Source organism: Leifsonia sp. 563, assembly GCF_040545055.1.
In the GTDB taxonomy this organism is placed as follows: Bacteria; Actinomycetota; Actinomycetes; order Actinomycetales; family Microbacteriaceae; genus Leifsonia.
In genome coordinates, this window is the sequence record NZ_JBEPLE010000004.1 from 116,860 (window position 1) to 136,304 (window position 19,445).

The 19,445-nt window shown below is 71.3% G+C and carries 17 protein-coding genes; 13 read left to right on the forward strand and 4 right to left on the reverse strand.

Features of this window, described 5'->3' with window-relative positions; genetic code table 11:
- Nucleotides 1-17: 17 nt before the first annotated feature.
- Both ABIC47_RS13250 and ABIC47_RS13255 read left to right on the forward strand, forming a co-directional pair.
- The gene (locus tag ABIC47_RS13250; RefSeq protein WP_354480999.1) at nt 18-1,970 is read left to right on the forward strand and encodes an MSCRAMM family protein; all 1,953 of its coding nucleotides are present in this window, start codon (nt 18-20) and stop codon (nt 1,968-1,970) included.
- Nucleotides 1,971-1,992: 22 nt separating this feature from the next.
- Complete coding sequence (locus tag ABIC47_RS13255; RefSeq protein WP_354481001.1) at nt 1,993-2,796, forward strand: alpha/beta fold hydrolase; 804 nt, start codon at nt 1,993-1,995, stop codon at nt 2,794-2,796.
- 168 nt (nt 2,797-2,964) lie between these two features.
- Here ABIC47_RS13255 and ABIC47_RS13260 read toward each other — a convergent pair whose 3' ends face one another.
- Together ABIC47_RS13260 and ABIC47_RS13265 are read right to left on the reverse strand one after the other, a co-directional pair.
- Nucleotides 2,965-4,365, reverse strand: a complete 1,401-nt coding sequence (locus tag ABIC47_RS13260; protein WP_354481003.1) for an MFS transporter — start codon at nt 4,363-4,365, stop codon at nt 2,965-2,967.
- A 125-nt stretch (nt 4,366-4,490) separates the two neighbouring features.
- Nucleotides 4,491-5,369 carry an oxidoreductase gene (locus ABIC47_RS13265; protein WP_354481005.1) on the reverse strand — a complete coding sequence of 293 codons (879 nt, stop codon included), beginning with the start codon at nt 5,367-5,369 and terminating at the stop codon, nt 4,491-4,493.
- Between the two features lie 102 nt (nt 5,370-5,471).
- Here ABIC47_RS13265 and ABIC47_RS13270 point away from each other — a divergent pair, with 102 nt between their 5' ends.
- The 3 genes from ABIC47_RS13270 (at nt 5,472) to ABIC47_RS13280 (ending at nt 9,811) form a co-directional block, all read left to right on the forward strand.
- Nucleotides 5,472-6,356, forward strand: coding sequence for a helix-turn-helix domain-containing protein (locus tag ABIC47_RS13270; RefSeq protein ID WP_354481007.1), 885 nt, complete (start codon nt 5,472-5,474; stop codon nt 6,354-6,356).
- Nucleotides 6,357-6,425: 69 nt separating this feature from the next.
- The gene (locus ABIC47_RS13275; protein WP_354481009.1) at nt 6,426-9,002 is read left to right on the forward strand and encodes a DUF4062 domain-containing protein; all 2,577 of its coding nucleotides are present in this window, start codon (nt 6,426-6,428) and stop codon (nt 9,000-9,002) included.
- Nucleotides 8,999-9,811: a hypothetical protein gene (locus ABIC47_RS13280; protein WP_354481011.1), complete on the forward strand. Its 813-nt coding sequence runs from the start codon at nt 8,999-9,001 to the stop codon at nt 9,809-9,811. Before ABIC47_RS13275 ends, ABIC47_RS13280 begins: the two co-directional genes overlap by 4 nt.
- A gap of 72 nt (nt 9,812-9,883) precedes the next feature.
- Here the strand turns inward: ABIC47_RS13280 and ABIC47_RS13285 are convergent, their stop codons facing one another.
- Nucleotides 9,884-10,720, reverse strand: a complete 837-nt coding sequence (locus tag ABIC47_RS13285; protein ID WP_018190611.1) for an alpha/beta fold hydrolase — start codon at nt 10,718-10,720, stop codon at nt 9,884-9,886.
- Between the two features lie 99 nt (nt 10,721-10,819).
- On the opposite strand from ABIC47_RS13285, the gene ABIC47_RS13290 reads away from it, so the two are divergent.
- From ABIC47_RS13290 to ABIC47_RS13325, 8 genes are all read left to right on the forward strand, one after another.
- On the forward strand, nt 10,820-11,389 hold the full coding sequence (locus ABIC47_RS13290) for a TetR/AcrR family transcriptional regulator (protein WP_354481013.1): 570 nt from the start codon (nt 10,820-10,822) through the stop codon (nt 11,387-11,389).
- A 123-nt stretch (nt 11,390-11,512) separates the two neighbouring features.
- The gene (gene hpaH / locus ABIC47_RS13295; RefSeq protein ID WP_354481015.1) at nt 11,513-12,298 is read left to right on the forward strand and encodes a 2-oxo-hept-4-ene-1,7-dioate hydratase; all 786 of its coding nucleotides are present in this window, start codon (nt 11,513-11,515) and stop codon (nt 12,296-12,298) included.
- A complete protein-coding gene (locus tag ABIC47_RS13300; protein WP_354481017.1) occupies nt 12,283-13,095 on the forward strand; it encodes an HpcH/HpaI aldolase family protein in 813 nt (270 codons plus the stop codon). The genes hpaH and ABIC47_RS13300 overlap by 16 nt, the downstream gene beginning before the upstream one ends.
- A gap of 77 nt (nt 13,096-13,172) precedes the next feature.
- Nucleotides 13,173-14,606 (forward strand): fumarylacetoacetate hydrolase family protein, encoded by a 1,434-nt coding sequence (locus ABIC47_RS13305; RefSeq protein ID WP_354481019.1) that lies wholly within the window; start codon nt 13,173-13,175, stop codon nt 14,604-14,606.
- A complete protein-coding gene (locus ABIC47_RS13310) occupies nt 14,588-15,283 on the forward strand; it encodes a GntR family transcriptional regulator (RefSeq protein ID WP_089875415.1) in 696 nt (231 codons plus the stop codon). Before ABIC47_RS13305 ends, ABIC47_RS13310 begins: the two co-directional genes overlap by 19 nt.
- A 26-nt stretch (nt 15,284-15,309) precedes the next feature.
- Nucleotides 15,310-16,857 (forward strand): 5-carboxymethyl-2-hydroxymuconate semialdehyde dehydrogenase, encoded by a 1,548-nt coding sequence (gene hpaE / locus ABIC47_RS13315; RefSeq protein ID WP_354481021.1) that lies wholly within the window; start codon nt 15,310-15,312, stop codon nt 16,855-16,857.
- 52 nt (nt 16,858-16,909) lie between these two features.
- Nucleotides 16,910-18,043, forward strand: coding sequence for a 3,4-dihydroxyphenylacetate 2,3-dioxygenase (gene hpaD, locus ABIC47_RS13320; RefSeq protein ID WP_354481023.1), 1,134 nt, complete (start codon nt 16,910-16,912; stop codon nt 18,041-18,043).
- A gap of 57 nt (nt 18,044-18,100) precedes the next feature.
- Nucleotides 18,101-18,940: a hypothetical protein gene (locus ABIC47_RS13325; RefSeq protein WP_354481025.1), complete on the forward strand. Its 840-nt coding sequence runs from the start codon at nt 18,101-18,103 to the stop codon at nt 18,938-18,940.
- On the opposite strand, the gene ABIC47_RS13330 is transcribed toward ABIC47_RS13325, so the two are convergent.
- On the reverse strand, nt 18,915-19,445 hold the full coding sequence (locus ABIC47_RS13330; protein ID WP_354481027.1) for a GNAT family N-acetyltransferase: 531 nt from the start codon (nt 19,443-19,445) through the stop codon (nt 18,915-18,917). The two genes, ABIC47_RS13325 and ABIC47_RS13330, sit on opposite strands and share 26 nt — an antisense overlap.

Below are 19,445 nucleotides of genomic sequence, written 5' to 3' on the forward strand. Positions count from 1 at the left end.
ACGGCTAGCCTCGCCGGGTGAGCCGTCCGACGCGCACCACCGCCCGATCCGCCCTCGCCGGCGCCGTGGCCGTTGGCCTCGTCGCCGCGTCGGTCCTCCTGACCTCCCCCGCCTCCGCGGCCACCGTCGCCCAGTGGGCGTCCTGGTCCACCACCGGACCAGGGTCGTACACGATGCAGGTCGCGAACACCCCGCGCCTCAGCGCGACCGTCAGCACCGACTCCCGGAGCGGGCAGATCGGCGTGATCTCCGGAACCAGCACCTGGCTCGCCGCCGGCACCCCGGTCGGCCAGAAGTACGGCTCCAGCCAGAACCAGCCGTACCTGAACCTGCGGCCGAAGGCGGACACCCCGACCGCGCCATCCACGACGACCTACGCGTTCGCGGCAGCGACGCCGACCAGCGGTTGGGCCTTCGTGCTGGGCGACATCGACGCCGACGCCGTCCAGGTACGCGCGATCGGGCCGGACGGGATCGCGTTGACGGCCGCGCAGCTGGGCTACCGCGGCGGCTTCAACTACTGCGCTCCCGGACTCGCCGGCAAGCCGTCCTGCACCGGGTCGGCCACCGACGTGCCCGTCTGGGACGCTGCGACGACGACTCTGACGGGCAACGCAGCCGCGATCGACACCAGCGGTGCCGCCGCGTGGTTCGAGCCGAGCGCGCCGATCAGCGCTCTCACCTTCGTGTACCGGCAGCGCTCCGGATTCCCGGTGTTCCAGACCTGGTTCACAGCACTGACGCGCGACATCACCGGAACCGTCACCGCCTCCACGGGGTCGATCACCGGCACCGTGCTCACCCTCCGCGACGCGGACGGCGAGGTCGTCGCCACCACGACGCCGCTCGCCGATGGCACGTATGCCTTCACGGGCGTGCAGGCGAGTGCGGGCTACACGGTCTCGGTCACCCCGCCCGCCGGGTCGATCGCCGACGGCGCGGTCACCCTGCCCGCCGACCTGTCGACACAGGATGCGGTGGCCGACTTCGGCATCCACGTGATCATCCCGGTCGGCGTCAGCGGCACCGTGCGCGACACGGCCGGAGATCCGATCGCCGGAGTCACCGTGCAGCTCGACACCGGCGAGACGACCACCACCGGCCCCGACGGCGTGTACCGGTTCGAGGAGGTGCCGACCGGTCCGCACACGGCGACCGTGACGGCCCCGGCCGGGTACACGCTGGCCGTACCGCCTCCGCCGTTCGCCGTGCCCATCGGCAGTGAGGACCCGATCGACGGCGTGGATGCGGTGCTCCAGGAGAACCCGGACGTCACCGGTCGCGTCACCGACGCGGGAGGCGGGGTGGCCGGTGCGGTGATCACCGCAGTGCTCGCCGGCGGCGGCACCGTGAGCGTCGTGACGGGCGCCGACGGCAGCTACACGCTCCCGCGCGTGACGCCGGGCTCGTACACGATCAGCGTCACGCCCCCGCCCGGGACGACGGTGGTCGGCCCTGGGTCGCAGAGCGTGACGGTCGCCTCCACCGACATCGGCGGCGTGGACTTCGCCCTCGCTCGCGCGGGTGCGGTCGAGGGTGTGGTGAGCGCCGGCGGCACTCCCGTGGCCGGCGCCGCGGTGCAACTGACCGGCCCGGTCAGCGCTGCGTTCACCACGGGCGCCGACGGAGCCTTCGCGCTCGGCGGTCTGCCGGCGGGGACCTACACCCTCACGGTGACGCCTCCCGCGGGCTACACCGTCACGGGTGCGGCGACGCGCACGTTCACGATCACCGCGGCGGGCGAGGCGGTCGACGACCAGGACTTCGCGCTCGTTGCGCCGGTCACCCCGCCGCCGACGGGCGTCGGCCCCGCGGGTCCCGGGGCGGGGACGAGCTCGTCGGAGACGGTCGAGCTCGCCGAGAGCGGTTCGGATGCAGCGACGGGCGTTCCGGCCGGGCTGCTTGCGGTCGTGGCGCTGACGCTCGGGCTCGTCTCGCTCGTCGGCTCGCGCCGGCGTCGGCACTCCTGAGGACAGGGCTACGCTGCACACCATGAGCACCCTCGCCTCCGCCGACGGCAGCACGATCGCGTACGAGATCGACGGGACAGGTCCAGCCGTGATCCTCGTCGACGGCGCGATGTGCTTCCGGGACGCCGGGCCGATGCGCCCGATCGCCGCCGCCCTCCGCGACCGGCTCACGGTCGTCCTCTACGACCGCCGCGGTCGCGGCGAGAGCGAGGATCGGCTCGCGGATCCGACCGCACGCGCGGATGCGGTCGCGCGCGAGATCGAGGACATCGCCGCGCTCGTGGATGCTGCGGGCGGCTCGGCGACGCTGTTCGGCATGTCGTCGGGTGGCGCCCTCGCCCTGGCCGCCACCGCAGCCCTCGGCCCGGACCGCATCCCGCGCGCCGCCGTCTACGAGCCGCCGTACCTGCCCGACCCGATGCTCTCCTCGGCGACTGCCTACACGAGCGAACTTGCGGCGGCGCTCGCGGAGGACGACCGCGCCGGCGCCGTCGAACTGTTTCTCCGCCGCGTCGGTGTGCCCGACGCCGGGATCGAGGGGATGCGGAGCTCGCCCGGGTGGGACAGCACGCTCGCCCTCGCGCCGACCCTCGCCTACGACGACGCCGCGATGGGCGACAGCCGCATCCCTGACGACCTGCTGCAGGCGATCAGCGTGCCGGTGCTCGGCCTCGCGGGCGAGCAGAGCCCCGGCTTCCTGCGCTTCGGCGCGGAGGGCGTGGCCGCTGCGGCCCAGGACGGCGAGTTCGCGATCGTGGCGGGCCAGACGCACGACGTGTGGGGCGAGGCCGTGGCGCCCCACCTCGTCCACTTCGTCGCGGGCTGACCCCTCGACATTCGTGCCGAATGTGCGCTTTCAGCGCGCCATTCCGCACATTCGGCACGAATGTCCGCACCCCGAGGCGCGAGATTTGGCGCAAATCTCGGTTTTGGGACGCACATAACCGAGATTTGGCGCAAATCTCAGGCCCGATGGGCGAGACGAGGTGGCGCGTCAGTTGCGCACGGGCTCCGGCGCCTCGGCGCCTCGGCCGACGCCGCGGATCGGGCTGGCCGCCTGCTCCGCCTCGTGGTCGGGGCCGAGCGGGATGCCGGTGCGGTCGCGCAGCAGCAGGGTCGCGATGAGACCGAGGAGCGTCATCCCGGCGAGGTACCAGGTGACGGAGAGCGTGCTCCCGGTGGCCTGCACTAGCGCCGTCGCGATGGTCGGGGCGAACGCACCGCCGAGGATGGCGCCGATCGCATACGAGATCGAGACGCCCGAGAAGCGGATGGATGCCGGGAACAGCTCCGAGTACAGCGCCGCCTGCGGTCCGTACGTGAAGCCGAGTCCGATGGTGAGGATGGCGAGGCCGAGGAACAGCAGGCCGATGTTCCCGGTGTTCACCAGCGGGAATAGGGCGAACACGCCGACCAGCTGCAGGATCCACCCGATGATGTAGGTGGTGCGGCGGCCGATGCGGTCGCTCAGCCAGCCTGCGAACCAGGTGGCGGCCAGCCAGGTCACGGCGGAGGCCGCGACCGCCCAGAGGACCGGTCCGCGGTCGAGCTTCAGCGGCCCCTCCGGGTTGGTCGCGTAGTTCTGGATGTATCCCCCGGTCGTCATGTAGCCCACCGCATTGTTGCCGGCGAAGACCAGGGCGGCGACGACCACGAGCAGCGCGTGCTTGCGGAACACCTGCACGATCGGCATGCGGGTGCGCTGGCGCCGCTCCGCGATCTCGGTGAAGACCGGGCTCTCCTCGACGCGACGTCGCACCCAGTATCCGATCGCGATGAGCACCACGGAGAACAGGAACGGCACCCGCCAGCCCCAGGCGAGGAAGGCGTCGCCGGGGGCGATGACCGTCATCAGGGCCATCGCGCCGGAGGCGAGCAGCAGGCCGAGGGGCACGCCGATCTGGGGCGAGGCCCCGAACAGCCCGCGCCGCGCGGTCGGCGCGTGCTCGACCGCCATGAGCACGGCACCGCCCCACTCCCCGCCTGCGGAGATGCCCTGGAGCACACGCAGCAGCACCAGGAGGATGGGAGCCGCGATGCCGATCGCCTCGTACGTCGGCAGCAGGCCGACGAGGGCGGTGGCGAGTCCCATCAGGATCAGCGTGACGACGAGCACCTGGCGCCGCCCGTAGCGATCGCCGAAGTGTCCGGCGAGGAATGCCCCCAGCGGACGGAACAGGAAGCTCACGCCGACCGTCAGGAACGACAGGACCGTGGCGAACTGCGGCCCGGCGGGCGCGAAGAACAGCTGGCCGAAGACGAGGCCGGCCGCGGAGGCGTAGATGAAGAAGTCGTACCATTCGACCGTCGTTCCGATGACGGTGGCGAAGACGACCCGGCGGCGATCCGTCTGCGAGCGGATGCTGCCCGTTGGCGTGAAGGGGGATGTGCTCATCGTTGTGTACTCCCAGTGCTGCGACATCGTTGTCCCGGAGCGGCGCTCCGATCCGCCAATGATATACGATTTCGCATTCGAAGCAATGGGGTCCGTGAGATCGAGCGAGCACATCCCCCCAGGGGTCAGCCGACCGCGTCCAATTCGGCGATCGCGTCATCCGGCAGTTGCAGCCCGGCGCCCGCGATGTTGTCGCGCAAGTGCGCCACCGACGAGGTGCCTGGGATCAGCAGGATGTTCGGCGAGCGGTGGAGCAGCCACGCCAGGGCCACGGCGAGCGGCGTCGCACCGAGCCGCTCGGCGACCGACGCGAGCGTGCCCGACTGCAGCGGCGTGAAGCCGCCGAGCGGGAAGTACGGCACGTACGCGATCCCCTCGCGGGCGGTCCGGTCGACCAGCGCGTCATCCTCCCGGTTGGCGATGTTGTAGAAGTTCTGCACGGTGACGACCGGGGCGATGGCCTGTGCCTCGGCCAGTTGCTCCGCACTGACGGTGCTCAGCCCCAGGTGCCGGATGAGCCCCTCCCGCTGCAGGTCGGCGAGGGTGCCGAACTGCTCGGCGATCGAGCCGGGCTCCGGGCGGTCGAAGCCGCCGACGCGCAGGTTGACCACATCCAGCGCGTCGACCCCGAGCGAGCGCAGGTTCTGGTGCACCTGGTCGCGCAGCTGCTGCGGCGAGCGCGCGTGCGGCCAGTTGCCCTCCGCGTCCCTCTCCGCCCCGACCTTCGTGACGATGTGGAGCGTGTCGGGATACGGCGCGAGCGCCTCGCGGATGAGCTCGTTGGTCACGTGCGGGCCGTAGAACTCGGCCGTGTCGATGTGGGTGACTCCCGCCTCCACTGCGGCTCGGAGCACCGCGATGGCCCCGTCGCGGTCGGCCGGCGGGCCGAAGACACCCGGACCGGCGAGCTGCATGGCGCCGTATCCGAAGCGGGTGAGGTCGAGGTCGCCGGTGCGATAGCTGCCACCGGGGAGGGAGGCGCGAGTGGTGTCGATGTCTGTCATGGCATCCACTCTCCGGCCTCGCCCGCGCGCCAGGCAGTACCGCGACGATCCTGGGGATGGGAGGACCTGGATGCGCTCACCGCGCGCTCCTAGACTCGCGCTGTGGCCACCTCCCGCTCCGAACCGAACTCCCTCGGCGAGTACCTCCGCGCCCGGCGCGAGCTCGTCGATCCGGCGTCCGTCGGCCTCCGGGTCACGGGTGTCCGACGCACACCCGGGCTCCGCCGCGAGGAGGTCGCGACGCTCGCCGGGATCAGCGCCGACTACTACCTGCGGCTCGAGCAGGGCCGTGACCGCCACCCGTCCGCGCAGGTGCTGACCGCGCTCGCGCGCGTCTTCGCGCTCGACGCGGCGGCCACCGAGTACCTCCTGAGTCTCGGCGAGCCGCAGCCCGCGCGCGTCCGCCGCCCTGCCCGTCGGACGGTGCCGAAGGGCATCCTCCAGCTGCTGGAGGTGATCGAGCTTCCCGCATTCGTGGAGGATCGGATGTTCGACGTGCTGGCCGCGAACCCGCTCGCGACCGCGCTCTCCCCCAGCATCCGCCCGGGCGAGAACCGCCTGCGCTCCCTCTTCCTCGACGAGGACGAGCGGGCGCTGTATCCGGACTGGGAGCAGGCGACCGCCGGGCTGATCGCGTCCTTCCGCGCCTCGATCGGCAGCGACGTCGACGACCCGCGCATCGCCCAGCTCGTCGGCGAGCTCTCGCTGGGCAGCGAGCACTTCCGCAAGCTCTGGGCGCGGCACGATGTGCGGGGGCTCGGCGGTGGCGCCGCCCGGCTCGACCATCCCCGGGTCGGGATGCTGGAGCTCACCCGGCAGAAGCTGCCCATCGGCGACTCGGGCGGGCAGCTGCTGGTGATCTATCACGCCGAGGCGGGCTCGGCGTCCGCCGCAGCGCTGCGCGAGCTGGGTGCGTCGGCGTCCGCCTTCGAAGCGACCACGCAGTCGGAGGCCGCGCCCGTCCGCTCGTCCCACCGCTCGCGCTGAGTCCGACCTGTCGGGGCCGTCCGCACAGACCTCTGGTGCACCCCGGGGTGCGTGCAACAGAATGCGTGCATGAACGGCGTCCCGCGGGTGATCCGCACGCCGGACCAGCGGCTGCGCGTCTTCGTCAGTTCGACCCTCAAAGAGCTCGCCCCGGAACGCCGGGCCGCGCGAGCCGCCATCGAGCGCCTGCATCTCGCTCCGGTCATGTTCGAGCTCGGCGCCCGGCCGCATCCCCCGCGGGAGCTGTACCGCGCCTACCTCGACCAGAGCGACGTGTTCGTCGGGCTCTACTGGGAGCGGTACGGATGGGTCGCACCGGACGAACAGGTCTCGGGGCTGGAGGACGAGTACAACCTGTGCCCGCCGCAGCTGCCGCGCCTGATCTACATCAAGGATCCGGCGCCCTCCCGCGAGCCGCGGCTGACCGAGCTGCTCGACCGCATCCGTGCCGACGACCGCGCCTCCTTCAAGTACGTCGAGTCGGCGCAGGAGCTGCAGGTGCTGCTGGAGGCGGACCTCGCCACCCTCCTCGCCGAACGTTTCGAGCTGAGCAGGCTCGCGACCTCGCCGCCGCATCCCGTCGCCTCGACCGCGCCCGTCACGACGCCGGCCCTTCCGTCGCCGCTGACCCGCCTGATCGGGCGCGAGGCCGACGTCGAGGCGGTCCGCGCGATGCTCGGCGGCGGCGCCCGGCTGGTCACGATCACGGGTCCCGGCGGGATGGGCAAGAGCCGGCTGGCCATAGCGACCGCCTCCGACCCGGGCGACCGCTTCCCGGACGGCGCGGTGTTCGTCGACATCTCCCCCGCGCACGATGCCGCCGGTGTGGTCGGCGCGCTCGCGCAAGCTCTCGGGGTCCGCGACACCGGCGACGCACCGCTCGCGGACAAGGTCACCACCGCGCTGCGCGATCGCCGCGTGCTGCTGGTGCTCGACAACTTCGAGCAGGCGCTCCCCGCGGCACCGGTCATCACCTCGCTGCTGGCTGCCGCGCCCGGCGTCTCGGCGATCGTGACCAGCCGGTCGCTGCTCCGCGTCGGCGGCGAGCGGCGGTACGAGCTCGAGCCCCTCCCGCCCGACGAGGCGATGACGCTGTTCGTGGAACGCGCCCACGCCGTCCGGCCGGATTTCGAGGTCACGTCGTCGAACCGTGGCGACGTCGGCCGCGTCTGCACGGCGCTGGACGGCGTCCCTCTGGCGCTCGAACTCGCCGCGGCGCGCGTGCGGGTGCTGCCGCCGTCCGAACTCGCGCGACGGCTCGACCACCGCCTCCCATTGCTCGTCGGAGGCGCCCGCGACCTCCCTGAGCGCCAGCGGACCCTCCGCGCCACGATCGACTGGAGCGCCCAGCTCCTCGACCCGCCCGAGCGCACCCTCCTCGCCCAGCTCGGCGTCTTCGCGGGCAGCTTCTCGTTGGAGGCGGCGGAGTCCGTCGCCGGGGCTGTGGCCGCAGACGGCGAGGCACCTGACGTGCTCTCCGCTCTGGCCGTCCTCGTCGACAACAGCCTGGTGCGCCAGCACGAGGACACCGCCGCCGCGCGCTTCTCGCTGCTCGCGGTCGTGCGCGAGTACGGGATCGAGCAGCTGGAGCAGGAAGGCACGCTTGCCGCCGTCCGCGACGCGCACGCCGCCTTCTTCCTCGCGCTCGCCGACCGGGCCGACGCGGGTCTCGAAGGCGCCGCGCAGCACGACTGGGTGGTGCGACTGGGCGCCGACACGGGCAACCTCCGCGCCGCCGTCCGGCACCTCCTCGACCGCAGGGACTGGTCACGGGCCGCACATCTGGCCTGGGCGCTCTACGTGTACTGGTGGGTCGCGGGCCTGCTCGGCGAGGTGCGCGGATGGATGGACGAGGTCCTCGCCGCCGACGAACCGCTGGACGACCGCACGCGCGCCATCGCCCTCTACTTCACTCAGGCGATCACGTTCTGGCAGGATCCGGGCGGCACCGTCGCCGCGGGCCTCACCGAGAGCGCCGAGCTCTTCGGGCGTTCCGACGACGCCGACGGCGAAGCCCTCGCCCTCATCTCGTTCGCGCTGGCCGTGCTCGCCTCGCCGCAACCGGATCCGTCCGCCGCGGACGACGCGATGGACACCAGCCTGCGGCTCTTCCGCGTCCGCGGCGACCGCTGGGGCCAGGCCATGGCGCTTGTCATGCTCGGGAGGGTCGCCCTGCTGCGCGAACGGGTGGATGCGGCACTCGGGCATTTCGAGGAGAGCCTGGCCCTCGCCCACGACAACGGCGACGAGTTGGGCGTGACGATCGCCCAGCACCACCGCGGCTGGGCTCGGCTGCTCCTCGGCGATGCGGCCGGGGCGACATCCGACTTCTCTGCCTGCCTGGCGCTCTCCACCAGGCTGGGCCACGTCGAGGGCATCGCCTACGGTCTGGAGGGAATGGTCGCGGTCGCCGCGCTCTCCGGTGACGTCCGCCGGGCAGGCCGCCTGCTCGGGGCGTCGCGTTCGCTGCGGGAGCGCACCGGGCTGTACAACGTGCCCGTGTTCTCCTTCCATCAGCTGTTCGTCGACCGGATGCTGGCTGCCGCGTCCCCCGCGGATGCCGTCGCCTTCGAGTCCGCCATCGGGGAGGGCCGGTCCCTGCCCGCCGATCGCGCCGTCGCCGAGGCGGAGGGACACGACGCATGAGCGACCGCGTGCACCCGTACACGCGCGTCGTCGGCGCGATCATCATCCCGTTCCTGGTCGCCGCCTTCGTGCTGCTCTATCCGCTGGCCGACACCACCGACCGGCTGTTCGCCTGGACCATCCGCCCGCCGATCACCGCGATGCTGCTGGGCAGCGCCTATGCGGGCGGCATCGTGTTCTTCGTCCACGTGGTTCGGCCGAACCGCTGGCACGCCGTCCGGCACGGCTTCCCCGCCGTCCTGCTGTTCGCCACCCTGCTGGCGGTCGCGACGTTCCTGCACTGGGACCGCTTCCATTTCGGGCACCTGTCGTTCATCGTCTGGGTGACGCTGTACGTGACCACGCCGTTCCTGGTGCTGGCCGCCATGATCGTGAACCGCGGGGAGGACTCCGGAGCGGTCGACCAGCGGGATGCCGTGCTGCCCGGCTGGGTGCGCATCCTGCTCGCCCTCATCGGGCTCTGCTCGCTGGTCGTCGGCCTGGCGCTGTTCGTGACTCCGCAACTGGCCGTCTCGATCTGGGCCTGGCCGCTGACGCCGCTCACCGCGCGGGTGTGCGGTGCCATCCTGACCCTGCCCGGCATGGTCAATCTGTGGATGCTGGGCGACGCTCGATGGAGCGCGTTCCGGCAGATCTTCCAGGCGCAGCTGGTGGCGCTCGCGCTGATGCTGCTCGCCCTCCTGCTCCGCGGCGGCGAGCTGCTGTGGTCTCGGCCGTCCGCCGCTCTGCTCGTCTGGGGACTCGTCGGCTCGTTCGTCGTCTACGCTGCGCTCTACGTGTGGGCGGAGCGCAGGCGACTGCGCACCTGACGCCCGCACGACGAAGCGCGGCGCGGACCGCCCGAGGTCCGCGCCGCGCCACTCCTGGCCCGTGGGGGCGGGTTACTTCCGGAGGAAGGTCAGGAGCGCCTCGGTGACCTCGGCCGCGTGGGTCCACAGCAGGCCGTGCGGCGCACCCTCGACCTCCACGTAGTCCGCCTGCGGCAGGAGCTTGTGGAAGGGACGGGCGGTCGCGTCGATCGGGAGGATGTTGTCGGCGGTGCCGTGGAGGATGAGCGCAGGGACGTCGATCTTCGCGATGTCGGCGCGGAAGTCGGTGAACCAGGTGAGCGGAGCCGCGGCCGAAGCCACCGCCCCGCTGCCGGCGGCGACGTTCCAGCTGTTGCGCACGGCCTCCTCGCTGATGCGGGTGCCGAGGTTCTCGTCGAGGTTGTAGAAGTCCTTGTAGAACTGCGTGAAGTACGCGTAGCGGTCGGCCTTCACCGCATCCACGATGCCCTCGAAGAACTCGCGCGGCGCGGCGCCGTCGGGGTTGTCGTCGGTCTTGAGCAGGTACGGCTCGAGAGAGGCGAGGAAGGCGACCTTGGCGACGCGCTCGGAGCCGTAGAGCCCGAGGTAGCGGCCGACCTCGCCGGTGCCCATCGAGAAGCCGACGAGCACGGCGTCCCGCAGGTCGAGGGTGTCGAGGACGACCTTGAGGTCGGCGGCGAACGTGTCGTAGTCGTAGCCGGTGGTGGCCTGGCTGGAGCGGCCGAATCCGCGGCGGTCGTACGTGATCACGCGGTAGCCGGCGTCGAGCAGTGCGGCGGTCTGCTTCTCCCACGAGTGGCCGTCGAGCGGGAATCCGTGGATCAGCACGACCGGCTGGCCGGAGCCGTGGTCTTCGTAGAAGAGCTCGATGGGGGTGCTGTTCTCGGTCCCGACGGTGATGTACGACATCGTGTCGCATCCTTTCTTCGACTGGGCGAGAACGATCGTTCTCGCCGGTGATCCGACTCTAGCGAGAACTATCGTTCTCAGTCAAGCTACAATCGGAGAATGGCGGATGAAGAGATGCGGACCCGGATCGTGGACGCTGCCGACGCGCTCTACTACGCGCGCGGTTTCCACGCCGTCGGCATGGATCAGATACGGGATGCGGCGGGCGTGTCGCTGCGACGGCTGTACCAGCTGTTCCCCTCGAAGGACGACCTCGTGCTGGCGGTGCTCGCGAAGCGTCACGATCTCTGGACCGACGGCGTCGCCGCGAGGGTCGCGACCGTCGACGGCGCCGAGGCGCGCCTGCTCGCGATCTATGACTACCTGGCGGACTGGTTCATCGAGGACACCTTCCGCGGGTGCGGCTTCATCAACGCGTTCGGCGAGCTCGGCGCGGCCGACCCGCGCGTGGCGGAGGCCGCCCGGCGGCACAAGGAGTCGTTCCAGACGTTCGTCGCCGAGCTCGCCGCCGAGGCGGGGGCGTCGCCCTCGCTCGCGCCGCAGCTGGCGATTCTCGCCGAGGGCGCGCAGACCACGGCCGCGATCGCCCGGACACCCGACGCCGCGGCCGACGCGCGCGCGGCCGCCCAGGTCCTCATCCGCGCGGCGCTCCCCGCTCCCACGGCCTGACCGCCTCCCCTGCCTCCCCGGCCGGAGCGCATTCACAGGCACACCGCCTGGCCGCGGTGTACAGGAAGATATACGATCCACTCGGGGCATCGCGCCCCTCCTCCGACGCCGAAGGGACTCCGAGTGCTCGATCGCCCGACCATCCAGGCCATCGCCGACCAACTCGCGACCGCCGAACGCGACCGCACGACGGTCCCGCTGCTCACCGCCCGCCATCCGGACATGACGGTCGAGGATTCGTATGCGGTCCAGCGCCTGTGGGTCGAGCGCGGACTCGCCGAGGGACGCAGGCTCGTCGGCCGCAAGATCGGCCTCACCTCCAAGGTCATGCAGCAGGCGACCGGCATCACCGAGCCCGACTACGGCGCGATCTTCGCCGACATGGTCTACGAGACGGGCTCCGTCATCCCGTTCGACCAGTTCTCGAACGTGCGCATCGAGGTCGAGCTCGCGTTCGTCCTCGCCGAGCCGCTCGAAGGCCCCGACGTCACCCTGTTCGACGTGCTCAGCGCCACCCGCTACGTCGTGCCCGCCCTCGAGATCCTGTCGTCGCGCATCGAGATGCAGGGCCGCACGATCGTCGACACCATCTCCGACAACGCGGCGATGGGCGGCATGGTCGTCGGCGGCCGGCCGGTGGCGGTGGATGCGGTGGACCTGCGCTGGGTCTCCGCCCTGCTGTACCGCAACGAGACCATCGAGGAGTCCGGCGTCGCCGCGGCCGTGCTCGACCATCCCGCCACCGGCGTCGCCTGGCTCGCGAACAAGCTCGCCCAGCACGGCGGCCGCCTCGAGGCCGGCGACATCGTGCTCGCCGGTTCGTTCACCCGCCCGATGTGGGTCGAGCGCGGCGACACCGTCCACGCCGACTACGGAACCCTGGGAGCCGTCACATGCCGATTCGTCTAGATGCCGCGCCGACGTTCGCCGACCGTCTGCGCGACGCCGACCGCACGCTGTTCGGGATGTGGTCCTGCGCGGGCAGCCCGCTGGTCGCCGAGATCTGCGCGGGCAGCGGGCTCGACATCGTGCTGATCGACGGGGAGCACTCCCCCGTGAACCTCGAGTCGATCCTCGCCCAGCTGCAGGCGGTGGCGCCGTACCCGGCGATTCCGGTGGTGCGCGCCCCGATCGGCGACCCGGTCGTGATCAAGCAGCTGCTCGACCTGGGCGCCCAGAACATCCTCGTCCCGATGGTCGACAGCGTCGCCCACGCCGAGGCCATGGTGCGCGCGGTGCGCTACCCGCCGCACGGCGTGCGCGGCGTCGGCAGCGCACTCGCACGATCGTCGCGCTGGAGCCGCATCCCGGACTACCTCGCCCGCGCGAGCGACCTCGTCTCGCTGACCGTGCAGATCGAGACGACAGAGGGGCTCGAGCAGGCGGCGGCGATCGCGGCGATCGACGGTGTGGATGCGCTGCTCGTCGGCCCCGCCGACCTCGCGGCCTCGATGGGCCTGCTCGGGCAGCAGAACCATCCGGACGTCGTCGCGGCCGTCGAGTCCGTGATCGCCGCCGGCCGCGCGGCGGGCACTCCCGTGGGCGTGAACGCCTTCGACCCGGCGACGGCCGACCGCTATGCGGCCGCCGGTGCCGCGTATGTGCTCGTCGGCGCCGACGTCACCTTGCTCGCGCGGGCGTCGGAGGCACTTGCGGACCGTTTCATCGGCGCGACGCCCGACTCTCCCGCTCCGGCCGCGTACTAGCTTGAACCGGCTCACTGCATTGTATATGATCTCGAATACGGTCCCAGACCGTCCCCGACGATGAGGAGGCACCACCCGTGACGGACATCCCCCGCCCCGGCAAGATCATCGCGGTGCACCTGAACTACCGCTCGCGCGCCGCACAGCGCGGACGCACCCCCGCGCAGCCCTCCTACTTCTTCAAGCCCTCCTCCTCCATCGCCGAATCGGGCGGCGAGCTGGAGCGCCCCGCCGGCACCGAACTCCTCGCCTTCGAGGGCGAGATCGCGCTGATCATCGGCCGCCCGACCCGCCGGGTCTCCCCCGAGGACGGCTGGGCGGCCGTCTCCGGCGTCACCGCCGCGAACGACTTCGGCCTCTACGACCTCCGCGCCGCTGACAAGGGCTCCAACGTCCGCTCGAAGGGCGGCGACGGCTTCACGCCCCTGGGCCCCGCGGTCCTCCCGGCCGCCGACCTCAACGCTGACGCCCTCCGCGTCCGCACCTGGCTCAACGGCGACCTGGTGCAGGAGGGCACGACCGACGACCTGCTCTTCCCGTTCGGCCGCCTCGTCGCCGACCTCTCCCAGCTGATGACCCTGGAGCCCGGCGACGTCATCCTGACCGGAACCCCGGCGGGCTCGTCGGTGACCGTTCCCGGCGACACGGTCGAGGTCGAAGTGGATGCGCCCAGAGCGCCGGGCGCGCCGACCACCGGCCGTCTGGTCACCCGCATCACCGAGGGCAGCATCCCGTTCGGCGACTTCGGAACCAAACCCAGCGTCGACGACCATCAGCGCTCCGAGGCGTACGGCACACCCCCGGAGCCGTCGTTCACCCTGACGGACGAGCTGCGAGCGAAGCTCGCGAGCGTCGCCACCGCCACCCTCAGCTCGCAGCTCCGCAAGCGCGGTCTCGACAACGTCTCCATCGACGGCCTGACCCCCACCCGGCCCGGCGCGCGGGTCGTCGGCACGGCGCGGACGCTCCGCTACATCCCGAACAGGGAGGACCTCTTCGCCTCGCACGGCGGCGGATACAACGCGCAGAAGCGCGCGTTCGACTCGGTCGCGCCGGGTGAGGTGCTGGTGATCGAGGCCCGCGGCGAGCGCGGCAGCGGAACCGTCGGCGACGTCCTCGCGCTGCGGGCGCAGGTCAACGGCGCGGCCGGGATCGTCACCGACGGCGGCGTGCGCGACCTCGCGGTGGTCGCCTCCCTCGGCATCCCGACCTACCACAACGGCCCGCATCCGGCCGTGCTCGGCCACAAGCACGTGCCGTGGGACACCGACGTGACCATCGCCTGCGGCGGCGCGGCCGTGCAGCCGGGCGACGTGATCGTGGGCGACGCGGACGGCCTGCTGGTCATCCCGCCCGCCCTGGTCGAGGAGGTCGTCACTGACGCGATCGAGCAGGAGCGTGAAGAGGAGTTCATCGCCGAGCAGGTGGCGGCCGGCCACCCCGTCGACGGGCTGTTCCCGATGAACGCCGAGTGGAGAGAGAGGTACCGCGCATGGCAGACGCAGCGCTGAAGGCCGCGGCCCCGAGCAAGTCGCAGCTCGCATACGAGTTCATCCGGGCCCGCATCGACGACGGCCGGTACGTCTCCGGCTTCCGGCTCGTGCTCGGGCAGATCGCTGGCGAGCTGGACATCAGCGTCGTCCCCGTGCGGGAGGCCATCCGCCGGCTGGAGGCGGAGGGGCTGGTGACGTTCGAGAAGAACGTCGGCGCCCAGGTCGCCCTGCTGCACGAGGCCGAGTACACGTACACGATGGAGACGCTCGCCCTCGTCGAGGGCGCCGCGACCCAGATGTCCGCTCCCCTGCTGACCGCCGACCACCTGGAGCGGGCCAGGGCGATCAACCGCGAGATGATCGCGTGCCTCGACGACTTCATCCCGCACCGGTTCACCGAGCTCAACCAGCAGTTCCACGCGGTGCTCTTCGAGGAGTGCCCGAACCCGCACATCCTCGACCTGGTGCACCGCGGCTGGAACCGCCTGACCGTGCTGCGCGACTCGACGTTCAGCTTCGTTCCCGGCCGTGCCCGCGAGTCCGTCGACGAGCACGAGCACATCGTCGAGCTGATCGAATCCGGCGCCGAGCCGCTCGAGATCGAACTCGCCGCCCGGCGCCACCGGCTCGCCACCCTGGACGCCCTCCACCGCCGCCAGGAGCAGGCGGCCGCGAGCGAACAGCAGCAGCCGTGACCATTACGACCGACAGGAGGCCGCGCATGGCGCAGCACCACATCCCCGAGAACCTCCCGGACACCATCCGGCACTTCATCGACGGCCGCTTCGTCGACAGCGTCTCGGGCGCGACGTTCGACGTGCTCGACCCGGTGTCGAACGAGACGTACGCGCAGGCTGCAGCGGGTCAGAAGGAGGACATCGACCTGGCCGTGGCCGCTGCCCGCCGCGCCTTCCGCGAGGGTCCGTGGCCGCGGATGAAGCCGCGCGAGCGGGCGCGGGTGCTGAACCGCATCGCCGACGCGGTCGAAGAGCAGGACGCGCGCCTCGCCGAGCTCGAGACCTTCGACACCGGCCTCCCGATCACCCAGGCGCTCGGTCAGGCGCAGCGTGCCGCGGAGAACTTCCGCTTCTTCGCCGACCTGATCGTGGCGCAGGCCGACGACGCCTACAAGGTCCCAGGCAGCCAGCTGAACTACGTCAACCGCAAGCCGATCGGCGTCGCCGGACTCATCACCCCCTGGAACACACCGTTCATGCTGGAGAGCTGGAAGCTCGCACCGGCGCTCGCCACCGGAAACACGGTCGTGCTGAAGCCGGCCGAGTTCACGCCGTTGTCGGCGAGCCTGTGGGCGGAGATCTTCCGTGAGGCCGGCGTGCCGGACGGGGTGTTCAACCTGGTCAACGGGCTGGGCGAGGAGGCGGGTGACGCGCTGGTGAAGCATCCCGATGTCCCGCTCATCTCATTCACCGGCGAGAGCCGCACCGGGCAGATCATCTTCGCGAACGCGGCGCCGTACCTGAAGGGCCTGTCGATGGAGCTGGGCGGCAAGTCGCCCGCCGTCGTGTTCGCCGACGCGGACCTGGATGCGGCGATCGACTCGACGCTGTTCGGTGTGTTCTCGCTCAATGGCGAGCGCTGCACGGCCGGCTCCCGCATCCTGGTCGAGCGGCCGATCTACGACGAGTTCCTGGAGCGCTACGCCGAGCGGGCGAAGAACATCGTCGTCGGCGACCCGCACGACCCGAAGACCGAGGTCGGCGCGCTCGTGCACCCGGAGCACTTCGAGAAGGTCATGTCGTACGTCGAGCTCGGCAAGCAGGAGGGACGTCTGCTCGCGGGCGGCGGACGCCCGGAGGGTCTCGAGCACGGCAACTACGTCGCGCCGACCGTCTTCGCCGACGTCGCGCCCGACGCGCGGATCTTCCAGGAGGAGATCTTCGGTCCGGTCGTCGCGATCACCCCGTTCGACTCGGACGAGGAGGCGCTGGACCTCGCCAACGGCGTGAAGTACGGCCTCGCCGCCTACATCTGGACCAGCGACCTGGAGCGCGCGCACACCTTCGCCCAGAACGTCGAGGCTGGGATGGTGTGGCTCAACTCGCACAACGTCCGCGACCTGCGCACGCCGTTCGGCGGCGTGAAGGCCTCCGGGCTGGGGCACGAGGGCGGATACCGCTCGATCGACTTCTATACGGATCAGCAGGCCGTGCACATCACGCTGGGCCCCGTCCACACCGCCCGCTTCGGTGCGAGTGCGCACCAGCCGGAGGAAGCGGCGGAAGCGGCCGAAGACGCCGGCGACGCCTGACCCCGCATCCATCACAAACCCCGCACAGACTCAACGCAGAGGACGCACCACCATGACCATCACCCCCGACTCGCCGGAGCCCACTGTGACCGGCAGCGACCCCATCCCGGCGCCGACCGACCGCATCCCGACGCCGAAGGCCACCCCGCCGGATGTCGTGCGGTGCGCCTACATGGAGCTCGTCGTCACCGACCTCGCCGCCAGCCGCGAGTTCTACGTCGACGTGCTCGACCTCGTCGTCACCGAGGAGGACGAGAACGCCGTGTACCTGCGGTCGTTCGAGGAGTTCATCCACCACAATCTCGTGCTGCGGAAGGGCCCGGTGGCGGCCGTCGCCGCGTTCGCCTACCGCGTGCGCACCCCGGAAGATCTGGACCGGGCTGTCGAGTTCTACACCGAGCTCGGCTGCCGCGTCGAGCGTCGCGCCGAGGGCTTCACCAAGGGCGTCGGCGACTCGGTGCGCGTCGAAGACCCGCTCGGTTTCCCGTACGAGTTCTTCTACGAGGTGGAGCACGTGGAGCGCCTCGCCTGGCGCTACGACCTGTACGCGCCCGGCGCGCTCGTCCGGATCGACCACTTCAACCAGGTCACCCCCGACGTGCCGCGTGCCGTGAAGTACATGGAGGACCTCGGCTTCCGCGTCACCGAGGACATCCAGGACGAGCACGGCACCACCTACGCCGCGTGGATGCGCCGGAAGCCGACCGTGCACGACACCGCGATGACCGGCGGCGACGGCCCGCGCATGCACCACGTCGCATTCGCCACCCACGAGAAGCACAACATCATCGCGATCTGCGACAAGCTGGGCGCCCTCCGCCGCAGCGACTGCATCGAGCGCGGACCGGGCCGTCACGGGGTCTCCAACGCGTTCTACCTGTACCTGCGCGACCCCGACGGCCACCGCGTCGAGATCTACACGCAGGACTACTACACCGGCGACCCCGACAACCCGGTCGTGACGTGGGATGTGCACGACAACCAGCGCCGCGACTGGTGGGGCAACCCCGTCGTGCCGTCCTGGTACACGGAGGCGTCCACCGTGCTCGACCTCGACGGCAACCCGCAGCCGCTGACGAGCCGCACCGACGACTCCGAGATGGAGGTCACCATCGGCGCGGACGGCTTCTCGTACACCCGCAAGGGCGAGGAGGCGCAGGGCTTCAAGCTGGGCGCGCAGGTGTAGTCGGCGCGAGAGCGGGCTGCTTCTGCGTGGGCCGGCGGGGTGCGCTAGGGTCGAGCCATGATTCATCGGGGGGTGAGTCGCGGCGCCGCGGCTCTGTTCATCGTGGCGGTCACCGCGGTCGTCTCGGGATGCTCGTCGCTCGCGCCGGCCGCATCCCGCCCGACGTCGACGCCGACCGAGACACCGGATCCCGTTCCCATCGCACAGCAACTCCCGGACCTCCGCGTGCCCGGGCAGACCATCGCGACGGGTCAGCTGCAGGCCGTCGAGCACGACCCCGGCGACGGGATGCCTGCAGAGCCACCGCTGACCGGCGCGGTGCGAGTGGTCGTCAACTCGTGGCTCCGGGTCGAGGTGCACGTGCGGCCCGACGCCCCGCTGCCGGCGGGGAGCGCCGACGCATCCCGCCTGCACGGCTACTCCCTCCTCGTGACGAACGCCCGCCACGATGGCAAGCCGGATCCGGTGCAGCCCATGGTGTTCGGCCTGGACTCGGACCTCGTCAGCGTCACGCCCGACGGCGAACTCGTGCTGCCCATCCCGCCGGGCTTCACGTCCGAAGGCGATCCGTCGTACCTGCACTCCATCGAGGAGACGGTCGGCGGCTCCGGCGTCGTCGCGGCCGCGCCGTTGACGTGGACCCTGCCCTCCCCCTTTCCGAAGCTCCAGGCCGTCGACCACGGCCCCGTGTCCTTCGCCCGGGGCAAGGCGATGGTGGAGGACGGCGTACTGACCGGCTACGTCCCCAACCCGTACGACACTCTCTTCGCCGTCTCGCGCCGCTTCGGTCTCACCGAGGTCGAGCTCGTCTGGCTGAACCCCGCCCTCCTGTTCGGTTCCCCGGAGCCGCAGCTGAAGTACGACGTCGAGATCACCCTCGACCCGGCGCACCGCTGACGCGCGACGCTCCCCCGGCCGGGCGGATCATCCGCAGCTCCCGCACGCCGTCCTCGACCTTCTCTTCACCGTCGGCGGTGAAGCCGGCCTTGCGGTAGAACGCCTGGGCGCGCGGATTGGGATCGGCCACCCACAGCGTCGCGGGACGCTCGTCGTCCAGCACCGCGTCGAGCAGCCCGCGGCCCAGACCGCTGCCGTGATGCCCGTGAAGCAGGTACAGCACATACAGCTGGGCCGCGCCGTCCTCCTCCGCGTTCGGCGACGGTCCGGCCAGGGCGATCCCGACGATCCGGCCGTTCTCTTCCGCGACGGCTGTCGTGCCCTCGAAGCGCGGGTCGGCGAGCACGGTGGCCCAGAACCGACGACGCATCTCCAGCATCCCCGGGTCATCGAGCACCCGATCGGGCATCACGCCGCGATAGGTCTCGCGCCACGAGTCCACGTGCACGTGGGCCATCGCCTCGGCGTCCTCGCTACGAGCTGCTCGCACCTGTGCGCCGGTCAC

Bases quoted from the DNA above. Each gene is read 5' to 3' on its own strand.
- hpaD (WP_354481023.1), top strand. From the start codon at position 16,910: ATGACCATCACCCCCGACTCGCCGGAGCCCACTGTGACCGGCAGCGAC.
- ABIC47_RS13280 (WP_354481011.1), top strand. From the start codon at position 8,999: ATGAGCGACCGCGTGCACCCGTACACGCGCGTCGTCGGCGCGATCATC.
- ABIC47_RS13265 (WP_354481005.1), bottom strand. From the start codon at position 5,369: ATGACAGACATCGACACCACTCGCGCCTCCCTCCCCGGTGGCAGCTAT.
- hpaE (WP_354481021.1), top strand. From the start codon at position 15,310: ATGGCGCAGCACCACATCCCCGAGAACCTCCCGGACACCATCCGGCAC.
- ABIC47_RS13255 (WP_354481001.1), top strand. From the start codon at position 1,993: ATGAGCACCCTCGCCTCCGCCGACGGCAGCACGATCGCGTACGAGATC.
- ABIC47_RS13310 (WP_089875415.1), top strand. From the start codon at position 14,588: ATGGCAGACGCAGCGCTGAAGGCCGCGGCCCCGAGCAAGTCGCAGCTC.
- ABIC47_RS13275 (WP_354481009.1), top strand. From the start codon at position 6,426: ATGAACGGCGTCCCGCGGGTGATCCGCACGCCGGACCAGCGGCTGCGC.
- ABIC47_RS13260 (WP_354481003.1), bottom strand. From the start codon at position 4,365: ATGAGCACATCCCCCTTCACGCCAACGGGCAGCATCCGCTCGCAGACG.
- ABIC47_RS13285 (WP_018190611.1), bottom strand. From the start codon at position 10,720: ATGTCGTACATCACCGTCGGGACCGAGAACAGCACCCCCATCGAGCTC.
- ABIC47_RS13325 (WP_354481025.1), top strand. From the start codon at position 18,101: ATGATTCATCGGGGGGTGAGTCGCGGCGCCGCGGCTCTGTTCATCGTG.
- ABIC47_RS13290 (WP_354481013.1), top strand. From the start codon at position 10,820: ATGGCGGATGAAGAGATGCGGACCCGGATCGTGGACGCTGCCGACGCG.
- ABIC47_RS13300 (WP_354481017.1), top strand. From the start codon at position 12,283: ATGCCGATTCGTCTAGATGCCGCGCCGACGTTCGCCGACCGTCTGCGC.